At 63.4% G+C, this 15,493-nt stretch carries 16 protein-coding genes and 1 pseudogene; 5 read left to right on the forward strand and 12 right to left on the reverse strand.

Annotated features, from left to right (window positions below; genetic code table 11):
• The first annotated feature begins 861 nt into the window (after positions 1-861).
• Positions 862-1,158 (forward strand): sensor histidine kinase, encoded by a 297-nt coding sequence (locus FHU13_RS27675; protein ID WP_246714599.1) that lies wholly within the window; start codon positions 862-864, stop codon positions 1,156-1,158.
• 20 nt (positions 1,159-1,178) lie between these two features.
• On the forward strand, positions 1,179-1,328 hold the full coding sequence (locus tag FHU13_RS27680) for a hypothetical protein (protein WP_246714600.1): 150 nt from the start codon (positions 1,179-1,181) through the stop codon (positions 1,326-1,328).
• Positions 1,329-1,403: 75 nt separating this feature from the next.
• Here the strand turns inward: FHU13_RS27680 and FHU13_RS10615 are convergent, their stop codons facing one another.
• The 5 genes from FHU13_RS10615 to FHU13_RS10635 form a co-directional block, all read right to left on the reverse strand.
• Positions 1,404-2,264, reverse strand: coding sequence for a transglutaminase N-terminal domain-containing protein (locus FHU13_RS10615; RefSeq protein WP_183435819.1), 861 nt, complete (start codon positions 2,262-2,264; stop codon positions 1,404-1,406).
• A 54-nt stretch (positions 2,265-2,318) separates the two neighbouring features.
• A complete protein-coding gene (locus FHU13_RS10620) occupies positions 2,319-3,227 on the reverse strand; it encodes a PHB depolymerase family esterase (RefSeq protein WP_183435820.1) in 909 nt (302 codons plus the stop codon).
• A 45-nt stretch (positions 3,228-3,272) separates the two neighbouring features.
• A complete protein-coding gene (locus tag FHU13_RS10625; RefSeq protein ID WP_183435821.1) occupies positions 3,273-3,626 on the reverse strand; it encodes a hypothetical protein in 354 nt (117 codons plus the stop codon).
• A 783-nt stretch (positions 3,627-4,409) separates the two neighbouring features.
• Positions 4,410-4,613 carry a hypothetical protein gene (locus FHU13_RS10630; RefSeq protein WP_183435822.1) on the reverse strand — a complete coding sequence of 68 codons (204 nt, stop codon included), beginning with the start codon at positions 4,611-4,613 and terminating at the stop codon, positions 4,410-4,412.
• Between the two features lie 64 nt (positions 4,614-4,677).
• A complete protein-coding gene (locus tag FHU13_RS10635; protein WP_183435823.1) occupies positions 4,678-4,995 on the reverse strand; it encodes a hypothetical protein in 318 nt (105 codons plus the stop codon).
• Positions 4,996-5,529: 534 nt separating this feature from the next.
• Between FHU13_RS10635 and FHU13_RS10640 the strand changes: the two are divergent.
• Positions 5,530-5,637: pseudogene (locus FHU13_RS10640) on the forward strand (DUF4113 domain-containing protein); the annotation flags it as partial.
• A 449-nt stretch (positions 5,638-6,086) separates the two neighbouring features.
• Here the strand turns inward: FHU13_RS10640 and FHU13_RS10645 are convergent.
• Together FHU13_RS10645 and FHU13_RS10650 are read right to left on the reverse strand one after the other, a co-directional pair.
• Complete coding sequence (locus tag FHU13_RS10645) at positions 6,087-6,395, reverse strand: hypothetical protein (protein WP_183435824.1); 309 nt, start codon at positions 6,393-6,395, stop codon at positions 6,087-6,089.
• Positions 6,392-6,610 (reverse strand): hypothetical protein, encoded by a 219-nt coding sequence (locus FHU13_RS10650; RefSeq protein ID WP_183435825.1) that lies wholly within the window; start codon positions 6,608-6,610, stop codon positions 6,392-6,394. The genes FHU13_RS10645 and FHU13_RS10650 overlap by 4 nt, the downstream gene beginning before the upstream one ends.
• 336 nt (positions 6,611-6,946) lie before the next feature.
• Here FHU13_RS10650 and FHU13_RS10655 point away from each other — a divergent pair, with 336 nt between their 5' ends.
• Complete coding sequence (locus tag FHU13_RS10655; protein WP_183435826.1) at positions 6,947-7,192, forward strand: hypothetical protein; 246 nt, start codon at positions 6,947-6,949, stop codon at positions 7,190-7,192.
• Here the strand turns inward: FHU13_RS10655 and FHU13_RS10660 are convergent.
• The 5 genes from FHU13_RS10660 to FHU13_RS10680 form a co-directional block, all read right to left on the reverse strand.
• The gene (locus tag FHU13_RS10660; protein WP_183435827.1) at positions 7,189-9,831 is read right to left on the reverse strand and encodes a cell wall hydrolase; all 2,643 of its coding nucleotides are present in this window, start codon (positions 9,829-9,831) and stop codon (positions 7,189-7,191) included. The two genes, FHU13_RS10655 and FHU13_RS10660, sit on opposite strands and share 4 nt — an antisense overlap.
• Entirely contained in the window at positions 9,818-11,116 is a 1,299-nt protein-coding gene (locus FHU13_RS10665) for a hypothetical protein (protein WP_183435828.1), read from the reverse strand. Before FHU13_RS10665 ends, FHU13_RS10660 begins: the two co-directional genes overlap by 14 nt.
• A gap of 153 nt (positions 11,117-11,269) precedes the next feature.
• Positions 11,270-11,614, reverse strand: coding sequence for a hypothetical protein (locus FHU13_RS10670; RefSeq protein ID WP_183435829.1), 345 nt, complete (start codon positions 11,612-11,614; stop codon positions 11,270-11,272).
• 9 nt (positions 11,615-11,623) lie between these two features.
• Positions 11,624-13,240, reverse strand: coding sequence for a hypothetical protein (locus tag FHU13_RS10675; protein WP_183435830.1), 1,617 nt, complete (start codon positions 13,238-13,240; stop codon positions 11,624-11,626).
• A gap of 14 nt (positions 13,241-13,254) precedes the next feature.
• Positions 13,255-13,437: a hypothetical protein gene (locus tag FHU13_RS10680; RefSeq protein WP_183435831.1), complete on the reverse strand. Its 183-nt coding sequence runs from the start codon at positions 13,435-13,437 to the stop codon at positions 13,255-13,257.
• A 665-nt stretch (positions 13,438-14,102) separates the two neighbouring features.
• On the opposite strand from FHU13_RS10680, the gene FHU13_RS10685 reads away from it, so the two are divergent.
• On the forward strand, positions 14,103-15,449 hold the full coding sequence (locus FHU13_RS10685; protein WP_183435832.1) for a tyrosine-type recombinase/integrase: 1,347 nt from the start codon (positions 14,103-14,105) through the stop codon (positions 15,447-15,449).
• Positions 15,450-15,493: the final 44 nt, after the last annotated feature.

The following is a 15,493-nucleotide window of genomic DNA, read 5'->3' on the forward strand; positions in this document are numbered from 1 at the left end:
TGAGTGATAGAATGTTTTTGTTCCTATGAAAATCATCTATTAACAATATAAATTTATGCTACTTCAGCTCTGCGAGTCGTGTTTTTAAATTTGACTGCCTGATGAGATGGTTAGACGCGAGCCTGTGTCGCGCATACACGCCCACTGGCTCCCTTCGAAGTCACAGCCAGAAAGTGTCATGCATTGTCAGACCTCCGACGGTTGCTCCCTCTTGATAAAAACCGGCATGTTTTATGAGACATTTACGGCTGGATGCAGGAACGGAAAATATCCCGGAACGTTGTCTATTAGAGATAATAGGTGTAATCTATTTTTTTCTTATATCGACTATGAGCGACAAAATATCTAATAGAAGGTCTGCGACCATGTCCACAATGCTACGCTTCGGACGAAAAATGCGACTTCCTTCAACTATCGAGATAAAGCACGATCTCACGATGATGGCTACGGCGGACACTCTTGCTGCCGCGTTGAAGGGTCACGAATGTAGTGCAAGTAATCTTGTAGAAATAATGGAAGAAATAAACAAAAGATACTACATTTCTCAAGACACAGCGAACATGCTTCTCAGTCGCTTCGGTCCAGGCCAGTCTGAGGTGATGGAGGCCGCAAAAAGCCTTAATGAGCGGAAAGATCAGTAAGGTTTTCGGAATCCTGTGCCCAAGGATCTTGCCTAGCGGCCCCAAGCCCCCGAAGCAGCGAACGTCGCTTGCCGGCAACACTCTTCATCCAGGGGGCGGGGCAGCCGCGCGGTCTGCCCACCTGAGACGACAGGATCCGCGCTCTGCGTGAGCGAGGCCCGGACGCGCCGGTGGTGGTGTCAAAGCGCTGTTCGCCGAGACCCAGGAGCGGCTCAACGCGATGGCACGAGCACACGACCTGCTGAGTAGGTTGGACCATGTGCAGCAGGTTGATGCCGGAAGCTACGTAGCCGATCTCTGCGCTGCGTTGGAAGCAATCGCGCCCAGCGACGATCGCATCCACTTGGAGGCCCAGGTCGAGGAGGAGATCTTTGTTAGAACCAGCCGGGCTATTTCGCTGGGCTTGGCGGTGACCGAGCTTGTGACCAATGCGGTCAAGTACGCGTTCCCGTCCCCACGCTCCGGCACGATCCGCGCCCAGGTTCGCCGGCGCAGCCCGGTCGGATCGAACTGGTGATCCAGGACAATGGAGTTGGCATGGCGGGTGTGCGAGAGGGGTCCCTCGGCTATGGACTGGTGCGCTCGCTGGTGCAGCAGATCGACGGCGACATCGACATCCGCAACGATGCCGGTGTCACCGTGACAATCTCGTTCCCGGATTTGCCGACGCGCGAGGCGGCGAGCTAGGCGGCGAAGGGATTGGCTGCCTCAACTCGCTCAAGCTAGAGCTTGCTACCAGCCATGTGCCGCTTCAGCGGCACGCTAGTCGTGAACTTCGACGGCCACGGACATATCCAGGAGGGCATCAGCAGGCCCGATGAAGCTGCCCGTCACCGGCATGGCCTGGCGAATGTCGCGCGCCACAGCGGCCGGGATCAGGTTCGCGCCGCCCACCCTGCCGTTCGTCGGGTCGAAGGTGACCCAGCCTGCGCCGGGTAGGTACACCTCGCCCCAAGCATGAGTGGACCCGGCATCGGCCGACCCGAGCAGGCGACGTGTGGGGTCGTACAGATAGCCCGACACAGCCCTCGCACCGAAGCCAAGGCTACGGACCGCCTCGACGAAGAGCGTGGCCAGATCCCGGCATGAGCCCAGACCTGATGACAGGGTTTGGCTCGGCGACTGCGTGCCCTCGTCTTCCCGAGCCTGGTAGGTGATCCCGGCACCCGCTCCGGCATTGATGTCCTTGAGCAGCGACAGAGTGTCGGTTGGGTAGCCCGCAACGAACCCCTGCGCCCAATTCTGTAGGCAGTCTCCATCAGGGTACTGCCGAACCGTCAGGGCTCCGAGGTCCGTCCACTCGTCGTCGGAGTACCGGAAGGGAAACGAGATGGCCGAGGCGGCGATGTCGAAGACCGGATAGGTAGCCGCGGAAAGCTCAACCTGAGCTGCGCTATCGATGACGAGCGTGCTGGACGGTGCTGCAAAGGTAACGGTCGCGACCGCGTTCCCGGCAACGTCGTTGGCCCAGGTCACTGTCGCATCCGGCGTCACTGTGATGTCGCTCGAACGGAGCCTCAGGTCCCAGGCCTCCCGCGGGCGCAACATCAGCCGATGCGGTCCAAGCTCCACAGGCTGCCTGTAACGGTAGGTCGTCCGGTGGTGGATGCGTAGATCGACCAAGGGACGCTCCTCAGGAACCATTTCGGGCTGTTTCATCCGGACGGGCAGTCAGTGTCAGTACGCTCCGCCGTCCTTCGCGTGGGTCATGAAGAACCGTAACATCTCACGGCTCGCGTCGGGACCGATCGGATCGGTGTGAGAGCCGGCCGGGTGGCCGCCGGCCCAAGCATGACCGCCGCCATGCAGGACCCACTGTTCCGACGACCACATGCCATCCGGCTCGGTTAGGATCGTTCGCGTATACGCCATTCCGCCGTCGGAACGCCCCTCGACGGTGGTGATGTTCAGTTCCCCGTCAGGCTGCGCCTGGGCGATGGCCTGGTCGCCGTTGACCGGTGAGACGGTCGTGTCGCGGTCTCCGTGGAAGACGATAGTCGGCACCGGGTGCGTTGCCTGCTGCGGCCGGAGCGAGGCGCCTCGGCGCATCGTGGAGAAGGCCACGGACATCGAGCCTGCCGAACCACTCGCTAATCCAGAGTGGATGCCCACGGCAGCGTAGATGTCCGGATACGTCATCGCCATGACCGCGGCGGCAGCCCCACCTGAGGACAGGCCAGCGACGTAGACTCTGGCTGGATCGACGTTGAATTCACTCATGATCTCACGCGTCAGGCCGGCGAGGATGGAGGGCTCGCCCTCGTCGCGATTCTGGTCCTTGTCCCTGAACCAGTTCCAACTCTTGGCGATGTTGGCCGACCTCGGCTGGTCAGGATAGGCAACGAGGAAGCCCTGCTCCTCCGCCAACCGGTCCATCCCCGTGCCGATGGCGAAGTCGCGCGACGACTGCGAGCAGCCATGCAGCATCACCACCAGCGGAAGGGGAGCCCCCTCATATCCGGAGGGAACGAACAAGTCGTAGGCTCGGCTGCCGGCAGCGTTGCCGAACCGCCGTGTCAACGCGCGCGGCCGGTCAATGGATTGTCCCAGCGAACGTGTCGGGGCAATCCCCAGATGTCCGGTCATCAGGGTGCTTTCGTGGTGGGCTCTGCCTGCTGCGACGGGGTCAGGCTACGGCAGCGCGCCGATCATGCCCTTGGCCTCGGTCATGGTGTTCTCGCAGGCTCGCTTGTCGCCCCGATGGTCCTCGTCCGCCGCACGGATGATAAGGGCCCTGGCCGCTGCCACACCGTCCGCCGTCGAGACCATGTTAGGGTCGCTCGGCGCGTTGAGCCGAGCGCCCTGCACGCTCCGGGGCGAGCCGGTCTGAAGCGAATGACCCGGCTGTAGGCCCGTGATCTCCACGGCACCCGCACTGTCGAGGCGGCGCTCGATCGTCCCGATCTGCTCGGCGCAAGAGGAGGCCAGCGCCGGCAGTGGCGCAAATGCGAGTGCGAGGATCGTGAATGTGGCTGCGAAGCGCATCGGGATAGGACTTTCGATGAGGTGGCAGCATCCTGGCTTCACTCGACGAGCGAAGGCCCCGATGCCGTCCCTCACCGGTCGATGCGAGGGTAGCCCCTATACAACGGCCCTCGCTCCCATCTGTTGCACCGCAACATGAAACGCAGGTCAGGTGCGCGCCAGCGTGCCAGCTACGACATCCTAGGTCTCGGCCGAGGCTTGGTTCGGTCTCGCTCCAAGAGCGGAACTTCAACCGCCCACAAGCGAAGGTCCGTTTGTGGCGCGAAGATCGTGATGTTGTTGTTGATCTGGTATGCTGTCGTAGGTGGGGTGTTGACGAGTCTCAGCCTAATGGGGCTCTCGCCGAGGATTGCTCCGAATGAGGGAGTGATCCTCATGGGAAAGCACCGAGACAGCGCATCAAAGGCGGCATCCTCGAAGCGTTTCCGCGCAACCTGGTCGCCCTTGAGCTGACGTGAGGTGACAAGCGGTGGGCCCCGCATACCCCCTGTCTTGTTCAGGCCGAAACGGAAGGCGATCTGCGAGCCTTCCGTGTCTGCCGGCACCGTCCAGCAGGATGCCAGCGCGGTTCGGAACTCGGCCCAATTGTTGACTGCGGGCGAGGGGGCCGTTTGAGCCCAAGCCAGAGTCGAGGGCGCTGCCGAAGCGCCACCTAAAATCACCGCAAGCGCTATGAGGCGGGCCCGAGCCGGTTTCATTGTGGTGCTCCGGTCTTGCGCAATCTCATACCTAGCCCACCGTTATTCTACTCCCTGAAGATGGCACCGGCGGCATCGCAGCCGATCAAACGTCGGCCGGCATATATGGCTGCCCCGCATCTACCAGCGCACGATCAACGACTTCGATCGCTAGCAGAATGCGTGTGAGGTCCTCGGCCATAGAGACCGGCGCCAACTCGATCGCACCCATCCGCTTGGCAATTGTGTTTCGCTGCCGCACGAGCGCCAGACGCGCGGCATTGAGATCCTCCAGCTCGGTCGCGGACATATCAACTTCGTTCCTTTTGCGGTTGCACGTGGGACTGTCACCGCTCCTCAAGACGCACGCCGCGCTAGCTACGTCGAAAGCCACTGAAGAACCGCGTGAGGCTGCCGACAACGCCGTCGCCTTCAGGCTCTCGGTCTGTTGCTTCACGCGCAGCATCAGCTTCCCTGAAGCGCTTGCCGGCCTCGTATAGAACCTGCTCTACCAGCGGCGCCCAAGGTGCGTTGTGATCTTCGAGGAGCTGAGCAGCGCACACAAGAGCTTTGAAGAGGTCCCGAGACAGCGGACGGTCGGTGATTTGCGCCTCAAGAATGCGCTCGGCAGCCAAGGTAGCCAAGCGCGACAGCTCGCCAATCTTCTCCAGCTGTGCGCTGGCGCCTTCCATATCGGCTAGTTCCTGGCCTTCGGTGATCGCTGATGGCTCGTGCCCTTATGAGGTGCGATCTGCCTCCATTCCCACCGAACCGTCGGCACGATCGAGAACGCTGACGCGTGGGCCGCGGACTCCGCCGCTCTGCTGCTCCCACGCATCTAGAGCCTCATTGGCTGCATCGATGATGTCGCGCGGTGTGCCGCCCGGGACCTCAGGCCGAATTGCCTCCACGAGACGAGTTAGAAGTGTCTGCTCCGTTTGAGGATGCAACTCGCCCGAAGCTTGGCGCATGTAGGCGGAGTAGACACTTTCAGCGATCGTCCGAGCCGTCCGATCGAGCGGTGGGGTATCCTGCTCCATCTCTCGCCTTCCTCCCGTACGGGCTTGCGCGAACCGCCGTTTCAGCCCCACTCGTTCTCAGCGACTCCGCCAACACGGCGGGAGTTCCCGCCTTCCCCGGAGATCCCATCGCAATTTGCCGAGCACAACTTCAAAGGCGGGGAATGCAGCGACTGTGCTGATGGGTGTCGTAGGGGCGAACAACATGCTGGCGCTGGCCTGGAGCGGCAGCGACGCGCCTGGCTGACAAAGTTCGAGATGCGCACGCCGCGCTACACGACGCAGGTGGATGAGCTGCCGGTCGCACAATCGTAAATTATTGGGTATATCCAGAATTGCCTCGGAGCATGCCATAGGAATAATTAGTAGCACAGTGCTCGAAAAGCATACACGCTCGTGTCATACTAGACTGATGTCGTTTCGTATCATCATTGCGACTTCTGTGTGTGCGCTAGCCGTCTGCTGCCCCACTCTGGCAGAGGAGGATCCTCACTATAACGAGTCGAGCGGAAGTGATGAAGTCTATGATGCGAGTAAGCTAAGCTCGCACTGCGGGATAAATCAGATCAAGGGCGTAAACTGCCAAAGATCTGGAGAGATTATTAAGTTTAAATTTGGGACTAACGCAGACGGCGTGGCAGTCGCAATGTGGTCCGTTCGCGGTTCGAAAAGCGGACAAATCATTGCCGAGCACTGCAGTTGCGAAGTTGATGAATGAATTTCCGGCAAAATAAAAAGCGGCAATGCGCTGTATGTAGCAGGGATCATCGTCCTGCTTCGATAATCTCCAGTGCGCGCAGGACCGCCATGGCAGCCATGTCGGCGTCGACACGGCCCTCGTCCGTGGGCGGCAGTACCGCCACCGCCTCGATCGTGTTTTTGCTGGCGGCGCCAACCACGACCTTGAGGCATGGCTCCTCGGGCCCACGGGCATCCTGCACCAGAGCCACGAGATAGCCCGCTGCGGTCCCGTAGACGTGCAGCGGTTGATACTCCTCGTGCGGGTCCGGTGCCTCGAACGCCTCGGTTTCGCGGGTGCAGCCGCCAAAGTGGGGGCGGATGATGTTCGTCATAGCCATCGCTCGTCGATGTCGGTCGCGTTGTATTCCGCGAGCGGCTGGTGCTCATCTCCTTCCGCGAAGATGGCCACATCGTCGGGTCCAATGTCGTGCTTGGCGACGCGATCCCAGCGCCGATGGATCATCACCGGTCCGCCCCAGATCCGGAAGGCGTTCCAGTAGCGATCGTCCTTGAATCCGATGTAGTGCACGCAGCGGGGAGGAAGCATTCCGCAGCCTAGGGGCGGGTCTCGGGCTGCGCGAGAGGTTCTTGCTGCCGCCGCTCGCCCTGCGACCATGAAGACGCGCCCTGGGTCGCGGTAGCGCCTCAACTTCGCTCCAGACGTACCCCGCCCATGCCGGGCAGGGGGAAAGCATGTTCGGGGCAGAGGTTTTTGTGGCGCTCGCGGGAATCGTCGGAGCCATCGCATTCATGCTGGCGGGACGGCCCGCTTCCGACCGCTTCCTACCATGGTGAGGCGGATGCGCTTCAGCCGAAGAGAGTCCGATGGGGCACGGCTGGATTGAGACTTGCCCGAGCGGGATGCGCAGGCCACGTTGAAGGGATGCAGCCGATCCAAGGGCCGACGAACGACAACCGGGAGGGGCCAGCGCCGAAGTGGGAAGACACCCCGCTCGGCAAGCGGGTGATGCTGTGCGTTTCGTTGGTCGTGATTGCCGCGTGGGCGATCGCCGCCGCGCTGCTCCTCACGGCCTCGCACTGGTGGCTGATCGGCATCACGGTCGCCGTCTCCTTCGTCGGGATGCTGATCGCGGGCATCTATCGCCTGATCGTCCACGGCCGGGCCTAGTTGACCCGCGCGCCTTGGCGCTGCGGACGGTTCGCCAGGAATTCCATCAGACGCGCGGCGTCGCTGTTGTCGTTGCTGGGACCGCTCGGCGCCGTGGTGCGGTTGTAGGTTGCCGCGGCAGGGGCGTAGGAGCCTTCGCCCGCAATAGCCGCGAGACGGTTGAGCGGCCCTGCCTGTCCGGTGCCGAGCGCCCGATCGATCAGACGGTTTGAGACCGCCGGAGAGCGGAGGATCTGGCTTGCCACACGGCCGCCCGCCAAGGCGCCCACCGCAGGCAGGGCGGCAGCCGAGGCGTAGGGGGCGAGGACGGGGGCGAACTGATTGATGCCTATGGCCGCGCCGCCTGCCGCTCCGGCAAGCTGCCCCACCTTTACGACCTTGCCGAACGTCGTATCCGGAGCCGCGCCGCCGCCCCTCTGCGGCCCGAAAGTGCCGGCGATCCGCGCAAGCTCCGCGAGATCCCCGCCGCGCCCGTAGGCCATCCCGTCCGTTGCCCGGCCGACAGCCGAGCGCAGAGCCGTCGCGTCGATGTTGCCCGACGTATCGTCAATCAGCGGCTCAATGACCTTCAGAGCGCGATACTGCGTGCGGGCCTGCCGCAGCTCGCCGGCAAGCTCCGGCCCGACCGAGCGCTCTAGAGCATCGTCCAAGGCGCTCCGAACCTGCCGGGCGAAGTGCGCGAGGGTCGGATCGCCGCCGTCCTGCATCAGGCTCAGTGTCGAGCCCTTGCGCGTGAGCACCTGATAGGCCGAGCCCTCCATCTCGCCGAGGGTGCCGAACTTCGGAAGAATGCCGTCGCGCACGAGCTTCTGAAACTGCGCAAGTTTGTCTCGCGGCAGGGCTTCCGCAGCCTGCCCCATGATGTTGCCGAGCGCCCCGGAAAGCTCGTCGTCGGCCCGCACCCACGAGTCCTTGGCGACGTGATCGAACACCTTGCCTATGCGGTCACGAGCGGTCTGCATGACGGTGGGCGTGATGCGCGCGGCATCCTCGCCGATGACCTGTGCCACTCCGCGGTTGAGCGCACCTTGCTTGGCTGCGTCGATGCCGCCGTAACCCATGCCGGGGATCTTAGAGAGAGCGGCATCAGCGCCGCGGACAAGCGGGCTGTTCGAGATTTCGGCCGCCCGCACCGGGAAGCCCCGATCCTGCGCCGCGCGGGCGAGCTGCGCCAATTCAGGGGAGGTTGCGCCGGTCAGGCGGTTAGTCACGCCTCCGATAGCCGCGCCGGCAGCGGGCAGGCCGCCGCCGATGCCGCCCCCAACCATTGCTCCCATCAGCGCGTTGTCGCCTATGTCACCGCCGGTCAGCCCCGTATTGATCGCGCCGCCGAAGCCGCCCGCCGCAGCGCCCGCCACCGCGCGAGAGGCGATGCGAGTTGCCAGTGCCGCCGCACCCGTGCCCTGCCCCGCCGCACCCGTCACGAACTGCCCCGCCGCTGCGAGAGGCGCCGCAGCGCGCGTGCCGCCCACGGCGTTCAGGAGCGCGTTGCCGCCCGCGCCAAGCGCCGCACCGCCGAGGGCCGTCGCCGCGATCGTCGTCGGGATCGAGCCGCCCAGCTCCGTCGCGAGCGCTGTGCCGGGGTTCTCCTGCCGGAAGCGATCCTGTGCCCCGCCGAAAGCCGCCCGCGCCTGAGTGTAGAGGTTGCCGAGATCCCCGCCGTTCGTCAGCTTCTCTTTCAGCGCCGCCGCACCGGCCGCGAGAGGGATGCCGGCGCCGAGCAGGGCGCCGTTGGCGAGATTGTTGAACCCCGACCACAGCCCCGACGTGTTGTCCGTGAGCGGCTTGCCGGCGACGACGAGGGCGCCCGTATTGCCATCCACGATCCCGTCAGGGCTTTGCAGCGGCATTGCAGGGGCGCCAGAGGCCGGCGCGGGCTGAGCGGTGCGCGTGGCCGGCTCGGCGGCTTTGCCGGTCCCAGGTGCCATGTAGAGGCCGAGCAAGGCATCGTCGGACAGGCCGCCGCCCCCGGCCGGGAGCGCGGACACCGTAACCGACGGCTTCGCGCCTGTTGCCTTCGCGGTGCCGCTCGCCTTGGCTGGCTTGCCGACGCCGTAGAGCGCCAGAAGATCATCATCCGACGTGTCGGGCATCCCAGAGGCTTTCGATGTCGAGGGCGAGGCCGGGCCGCGCGGCATGATGCCGGCCTCCTCCAAGGTCGCAGGCACGCCCGGCTCCGGCGGGGCGAGTAGGGCCGGGCGCCTCGATGCCGCGCCGTTCGGCTTGAGGAAGGTGTGCGCGCCGATGTCCTGTCCTTCGCCCTGCGCCCACCGCGGCAGGCGGCCGGATCGATTGAGCACGGTGCGCTTGTTGAGGAAGTGCGTCGCGCCGTCGGTCGGATCTGGGACAGCGCCCGCGAGCACGTCATCGACGGTCTGCGCCGCCTCGCGGTACTGCCGCGAGTTCGGAGACAGGCCCATCAGCTCGCCGCGGCGCGTGCTCCACGGCTCGAACTGGCTTGGAGCGAACACCACTCCGGAAACGTCGCTCGGGTAGCCGTCGGCTGCCATCCGGTTGAGGATGACGTGCGCAACCGCGGCCTGCCCGCGTGGGATCTGACCGTTTGCCTCGCCGTAAACGGTGCGGATCAGCAAATCGCGGTCGCGCTCGGAAATGCCCTGCGCGCTACTGTCCGCCATTGGTCAGCCCCAGGTCGTGCGCCGAGCGCAGGGAGCGGATGAATTTCTTGTAGGCAGGCCCGTCCTTCGGCCCGAGGCTGTCGAGCAGTTTTTGCTTCTCGGCCGGGGTGCGGAGATCGAAGCTGTAGGCGCGCGGGTCTTGCTCGCCCGCGAAGGTCGCGGCGTGCTGCGCGTAGCCGGCGCCGTTGTCCTGGCCGCGATAGGACCGGGCCTGTGCCTGCTGAAGCCGCTTCTGACCGATCTGCGCCCGCACGAGGTTGATGGCCGCCGGCTGCGAGATCTCGCCGATGTCGGGCGTGGTGGGAGCACCAGCGCCGGGAGCCTGCCCCGGAACCGGGTTGAGCGTGCCCGCCTTGGCCGCGCTGTTGAGGTAGGCGGTCGCCTCGTCCAGATCCTCGATTTTCTTCAGGTCCACGCCCGGCAGGCGCCCGAGCCCGGCCGAGTTGAGGAACGATGCGATCCGCTTCCGTCCGGCGGTGCCGGGGCCAGTGCCCTCGCTGCCGAGGCCCTGAAGGCTGCCGAGCGCGGCCGACAGGTTCGCCAGTTCGGGGGCTGAGTTCGTCGCCGCCTGAAGGTCGCGCACGTACTGATCCGCGCCGCCCTCCGCGACACGGGCCTGCCCCAGGCCGGGGGCCGTCGGCGTGAAGCCGGCCGGAGCCATACCGCCCGCCCCGCCACCAGCGCCGGCTTGTGCCCCGCCAAGGGGCACCGTGCGAGCGTTGCCGTACCGATCGGTCAGGCCGCTGTTCTGCACGGTGCCGGGCTGGCCGTTCTGGAAGATCGGCACGCGGGCCGCCTTGTCCTGCGGCGTGAGGGTCTTTGGCGAAACCGCCATAGGACGAACACCCATCGTCGGCGAGACGGTGCGGGTCAGCACGTTGTCGCCGAGGTCTTGCACGTCGGGCGTGCCATAGGCTGCTGAGAAGTTGGTCCGCGCGTCCTGCAAGTTGCCCAAATGGGTATTGAGGTAGCTCCGGAAGCCGGTCGGATTGGCACGCAGTCCTTCAAGCTGTTGCGTGAAATGCTGCGCCTGATCCTTGGGGATTGCGCCGATGGCGACGAGATCGCCGAGAGCACGGTGCGCATCGTCAACCGTTGAGTTCGGGTTTGCCGCGAGGGAGCCGACAGACTGATGCAGCCTGTCGAGGCGGCGCATTTCAAGGGCGAATTGGTCCGCCTCTACGGCCGTAGCCAAACGGCTAGCACCCCCTAATGCCAACAGTCGGTTTTCAACCGACTCCTGCTGGGGCAGCTTGTAAATGGAGGTATCAAAGCCTGCCGACACGGGAGCCTCCATTGTCAACCGCTGCGTTGATGCGGGTCGCGTCGGTTTCGCGGACGACAGGCGGGAGCGGCACCGCCGCGCCCTCGACCTCGCGCGCAGCATCCATGGCCGGGCGTTGCTCAGTGCCGGCGGACAAGGGCGCGGCGCCGCTCTTCATTTCTTCCCCGCCTTGCCGCTCTTATCGAACTCGTCGTTGAACTGGGGGGAGAATGCTGCCCCCGAAGACTGGCCTGCCGGCTTGTCGGCCGAGCCCTTGTCCTTGCCATCATCCGGCTTGGTCCGGGACTCCCGCAACTTCGCCTCGGCTGCATCAGCGCGCTTGCGCTCGGCATCGAGTTGGGAGCGGAAAGTATAGGCTTGCGCGAGATTGTTTGCCTCGCGAGCCTGCGCCTCTTGCAACATCTGAGAGAGCGCGGCTTGCGCAGGGTCGGGCTGCTGCTGAGCTGCGGCCGGGAAACAAACCGCGACGACAAACACCGAGATAATGATGCGCTTCATTTTGACCTCTCAACAGCGCGTGACGATGCCGCCGACGACCTGGATATTGCTGGAGAACGAACCCGTGCAGGACACGCCCTGCACACCGCTGGCGAAGTAAGATCCCGTCGAGACGTTGCCGCTCGCTGTCAGCGTGCCGTTCATGGTCAGGTTGCCGCCCGCATCGACACGGAAGGTCTGCGCCGCCGGGTCTGTCGTCGGTGAAAGCAGGATGGAGTTAAGCCCAGCGCTGTAGCTCATGCACATGGCCGCGCCGTTATAGCAGACCTGCTGGCCGCCCTTGAAGTATGCGGCAATGGGCATGGCGTCCTGCGAGAAGTCTAAGCCGACTCGGTGGTTGCCCGTTGCCTTGATAAGCGTATGGGCTGAATTTGCCATGTAGAAGTCAATATCTTGATTGTACGTTCCTCCGGGTCCGTCCTGAAAGAACAGGCCGTAATGGGCCATTGCTCCGCGGCCCGTCCACGCGCCGGGAGTGGTGACAGTGCCGATATCGCGGTCTGCTTCGCACGTCGGCCCATCTGTACAGGTCACGCGAAATCTCTGGCCCGCGAAATCAATAAACGCAATCTTGTGGTCGAAACGCCCCCTGCCATCTAAGTCGCTCACCCATGTGAACTTCTTTCCAGATGACGTCAGAGTACCGCCATAATGGTAGGTCTCAGGGTTTCCGAAGTAATGCACAGCAAGATTCGGAAAAGGGTTGATGCCACTATAAAACACCCACGCCGAGGTGCAGTTGTATTGCTGCCCTGGTGCCGGATCACCTCCGACAACGCATTCGGTGTTGAAGTTGCTGTGATCCAGCTCTATGCCATACGTCTGGATCTGCTTAGAATTTGGTGAAATCACTGTATCAATGTTGAGCCCCCAGTAGGTCGGGGGCTGCTCGCCATTAGGTCCGGGGCGCTGGTGACCGGAAATCAGAATGCCTGTCGTGTTGGGGGACAGCGCATTGGACGGGTTGGCCTGCGAAACCGGACCGCCGACGACATCCATATTGATGAAGGAGCCGCTGACCTGCTGCTGAATGGCGCCGTCACCCCGGCCGTTGATGAGGTGGTACGAGCCGCCCCGCGTGAAGGGGACGCCTTCCGTGTTGGACGGGGGGTATCTGTCGTTGCTCGAAGCCGTTCCGCGCGTCGCGTGAACGGGGATCGCGGAGGAGGAGGTCGCAGAAAACACGCCGAGGCAGCTCGGAACCCACGTCGCGGTGTTGTCGCCCGTCCACTTGCCGCTGGTGGAAAGGCAGGCGACAGGATCGGTCTGCCGCAATAGGCCGGTGATGATGGGGCTTTCGCGGGTGATGCGATCAGCGAACAGCTTCGCCAGAGTTCCCGACGCGGCCGAGCTATTTGGCACGACCGTCTGGGACGACAAGTCCGGCGCCTGCGAGGGAGCGAGTTTGCCGTCCGGGCCGAGTTCAGCGAACCCGCCTGCCCGCCCCCGCGCGTCGTTGAACGTCAGGAGCACGTCGCGAATGTTCGCGGCCGTGATCTGCCCGCGATTGTTGGTTGGCAGCAGCGCGTTGATCTTGGAAGTAAGATCGCCTTGCGACTGAGCCAGGGCCGGTGCGGCCGAGAAGCAGGCAGCCGCGATTGCAGCGGCGCGGGCGGTGCCGAACATCGAGCCGCGCCCCATCACGCGACTGCCGGAAGCGAGATAGGCGACGGCGGGGCACTGTCATTCGCGGCAACCGCGGAGCGGATCGCGTCACGCAGATAAGCGCTGGCCGTGAGTCCCTTACCGGCCATCACGGCGTGAAAGGTCTCGGCGGTCTCGCGCTCGACGCGGACAGTGACGTGGCGATGAAGCTTGCGCATTGGCGAGGCTCCGAATGAGCTATTCGCCTGTTAAATCACGGAAAAGCAGGAAGTGTTACGTGCAAATTGATCAGTGACACAGCGGGCTGTAATGGATTCGGCAATGTAATCGCGCCGATTGCCTCGCATGGCTCTAGGTGTCTGCTAGTGGCGATTCATGCAAGTGCAAAGGTACGGCGGTCTGCCGCAGCAAGCTCATGCCCGAGGATGAGCCCATCACCCGTGGGGAGCCTTCCGACGAATTTCGCATGTGCGCAGCTGACCGGCATCAAGCACCATAGCTATGAAGCGCTATCGCGGAGCTGAAGCGCGTACCGCCCAGATCTGAAATTCGAGGGAAAAGTCGCCCGCGACAGATATGTCGGACCTGGGCAACGAACTTTCGCAGGCAGGTCCGCATGGGGTCCGCAAAAGCTGCGGGAGTGAAGCTAGGGACCGGTAAGTCCTTGTGGTAAATGGCGCGCCCGAAAGGATTCGAACCTCTGACCCCCAGATTCGTAGTAAGAGCCTGTTCGTGTTCTGTGGTTGCCTCCCGTGCTCAAGGCGGACGAAAAACTCGTTCCCTGCCTTGTAGTTAGAGAGATGCGTGGCTAAACGACGTTCGTGGTCGTTCGCACAGGTTCGGCCCACTCAAGTCGTCATCTAGTCGTTTCGAGCGCCCCCACATGGCCCCCGTCAAACTCACTGAAGCGTTCCTGAAGAAGCTCACATCCGTGGACCCTGATAACCCGGAGGCAGGCCCTAAGCCGTCGCGTTTCGTGGCTGACACCGAGCGACGCGGATTGATGGTCAATGTGACGAAGGCGGGCACCAAGACTTTCCACGTGCGGTGGACCGACGAAAGCGGAAAGAGCCAACGAATTGCAATTCCCGGCGGTACGTGGCCTGACATGCGGGTGGAAGTGGCGCGGGAGCGTGCCTCTGACCTCCTGCACGATGTTCGGAGTAAGGGGCGTAACCTGAAGGCAGAGAAGCAGGCGAAGCGAGCAGGAGTGGCGCATGATGGCTCGCTCACCGTCAGCGACCTCATAGATGCGTGGGACCGGCTCCACCTCGCGATGAAGCGCCCCGACTACCGGCGAAACGCCACCACGACTCTGAGGAGTGACTTGGCAGCCTACCTTGCGGCCCCGGCAACCGATCTGACACGAAAGGCGGTCGTGAGCTTGTCAGAGCAACTGCAGACTGCCGGCAAGCGAGGCGCCGCCCGCAATATGATCGCTTACGGCTCGGCCATGTACGGGTGGGCGCTGAAAACCGGGCGCGTTGAGGCCAATCCGTTCCTCGGCGTTCCGCGTCCGGCCGCAGCCATGCCGGACCGGGTGTTAACAGACGACGAGATTGGAGCTGTGTACGCTGCCGCTGCTCTCCGCCCATATCCTTCCGGCCCATTCGCGCAGTTGCTCATGCTTACGGGCATGCGGCGGGACGAGGTTGCGGAAATGGAATGGAGCGAGCTCGACGCCGAGTTGATAGTTTGGACAGTGCCCGGCAGCCGCATGAAGAACCATAAGCGGCATGTGGTGCACCTGAGCGAACCCGCTCGCACCTTACTTCGTAAAATCCGCGACGGGGCAGCTCGATACCCGGGGAGCAAATTCGTCTTCACGACCACCGGAAAGACGGCGTTCTCGGGCTTTAGCAATGCGAAGGAGGCGGTTGATGCAATTAGCGGCGTGTCCGCATGGCGGTGGCACGACCTGAGGCATACGATCGCCACCCGCATGGTTGGTCTTGGCGTGCATCCTCACGTCGCCGACAAAGTGTTAGCTCACACGATGCCGGGCATTATGGGGCGGTACCAACATGCTGAGTATGAAGCTGAGCGTAGGTCTGCGTTGGATATATGGGCTGCTCACGTCCTGACATGCGCTGACAATGCCGTTCAGGCTGTCGCTGAAAGGACCGAGTCCGCCAAGCAGAATAGGAGTGCGCGTTGGTCAAAACGGTTGAAGGAAGCGCGGGCTGTCCAAAGGAATCGGGGCCATCACAATCGGTCTGTATCCGCTTGAATCCTATGTCATGCGGAGTCCATCAGGCCGTGGATAAGCCGCGG

Source organism: Methylobacterium sp. R2-1 (genome assembly GCF_014191355.1).
In the GTDB taxonomy this organism is placed as follows: domain Bacteria; phylum Pseudomonadota; class Alphaproteobacteria; order Rhizobiales; family Beijerinckiaceae; genus Methylobacterium.

What these genes read in the sequence shown, in the direction of transcription:
- FHU13_RS10630 (WP_183435822.1), bottom strand. Translation starts at nt 4,613, where the DNA reads ATGTCCGCGACCGAGCTGGAGGATCTCAATGCCGCGCGTCTGGCGCTC.
- FHU13_RS10650 (WP_183435825.1), bottom strand. Translation starts at nt 6,610, where the DNA reads ATGCTTCCTCCCCGCTGCGTGCACTACATCGGATTCAAGGACGATCGC.
- FHU13_RS10660 (WP_183435827.1), bottom strand. Translation starts at nt 9,831, where the DNA reads ATGGCGGACAGTAGCGCGCAGGGCATTTCCGAGCGCGACCGCGATTTG.
- FHU13_RS10635 (WP_183435823.1), bottom strand. Translation starts at nt 4,995, where the DNA reads ATGGAAGGCGCCAGCGCACAGCTGGAGAAGATTGGCGAGCTGTCGCGC.
- FHU13_RS27675 (WP_246714599.1), top strand. Translation starts at nt 862, where the DNA reads ATGGCACGAGCACACGACCTGCTGAGTAGGTTGGACCATGTGCAGCAG.
- FHU13_RS10625 (WP_183435821.1), bottom strand. Translation starts at nt 3,626, where the DNA reads ATGCGCTTCGCAGCCACATTCACGATCCTCGCACTCGCATTTGCGCCA.
- FHU13_RS10645 (WP_183435824.1), bottom strand. Translation starts at nt 6,395, where the DNA reads ATGACGAACATCATCCGCCCCCACTTTGGCGGCTGCACCCGCGAAACC.
- FHU13_RS10685 (WP_183435832.1), top strand. Translation starts at nt 14,103, where the DNA reads ATGGCCCCCGTCAAACTCACTGAAGCGTTCCTGAAGAAGCTCACATCC.
- FHU13_RS10655 (WP_183435826.1), top strand. Translation starts at nt 6,947, where the DNA reads ATGCAGCCGATCCAAGGGCCGACGAACGACAACCGGGAGGGGCCAGCG.
- FHU13_RS27680 (WP_246714600.1), top strand. Translation starts at nt 1,179, where the DNA reads ATGGCGGGTGTGCGAGAGGGGTCCCTCGGCTATGGACTGGTGCGCTCG.
- FHU13_RS10670 (WP_183435829.1), bottom strand. Translation starts at nt 11,614, where the DNA reads ATGAAGCGCATCATTATCTCGGTGTTTGTCGTCGCGGTTTGTTTCCCG.
- FHU13_RS10680 (WP_183435831.1), bottom strand. Translation starts at nt 13,437, where the DNA reads ATGCGCAAGCTTCATCGCCACGTCACTGTCCGCGTCGAGCGCGAGACC.
- FHU13_RS10675 (WP_183435830.1), bottom strand. Translation starts at nt 13,240, where the DNA reads ATGTTCGGCACCGCCCGCGCCGCTGCAATCGCGGCTGCCTGCTTCTCG.
- FHU13_RS10620 (WP_183435820.1), bottom strand. Translation starts at nt 3,227, where the DNA reads ATGACCGGACATCTGGGGATTGCCCCGACACGTTCGCTGGGACAATCC.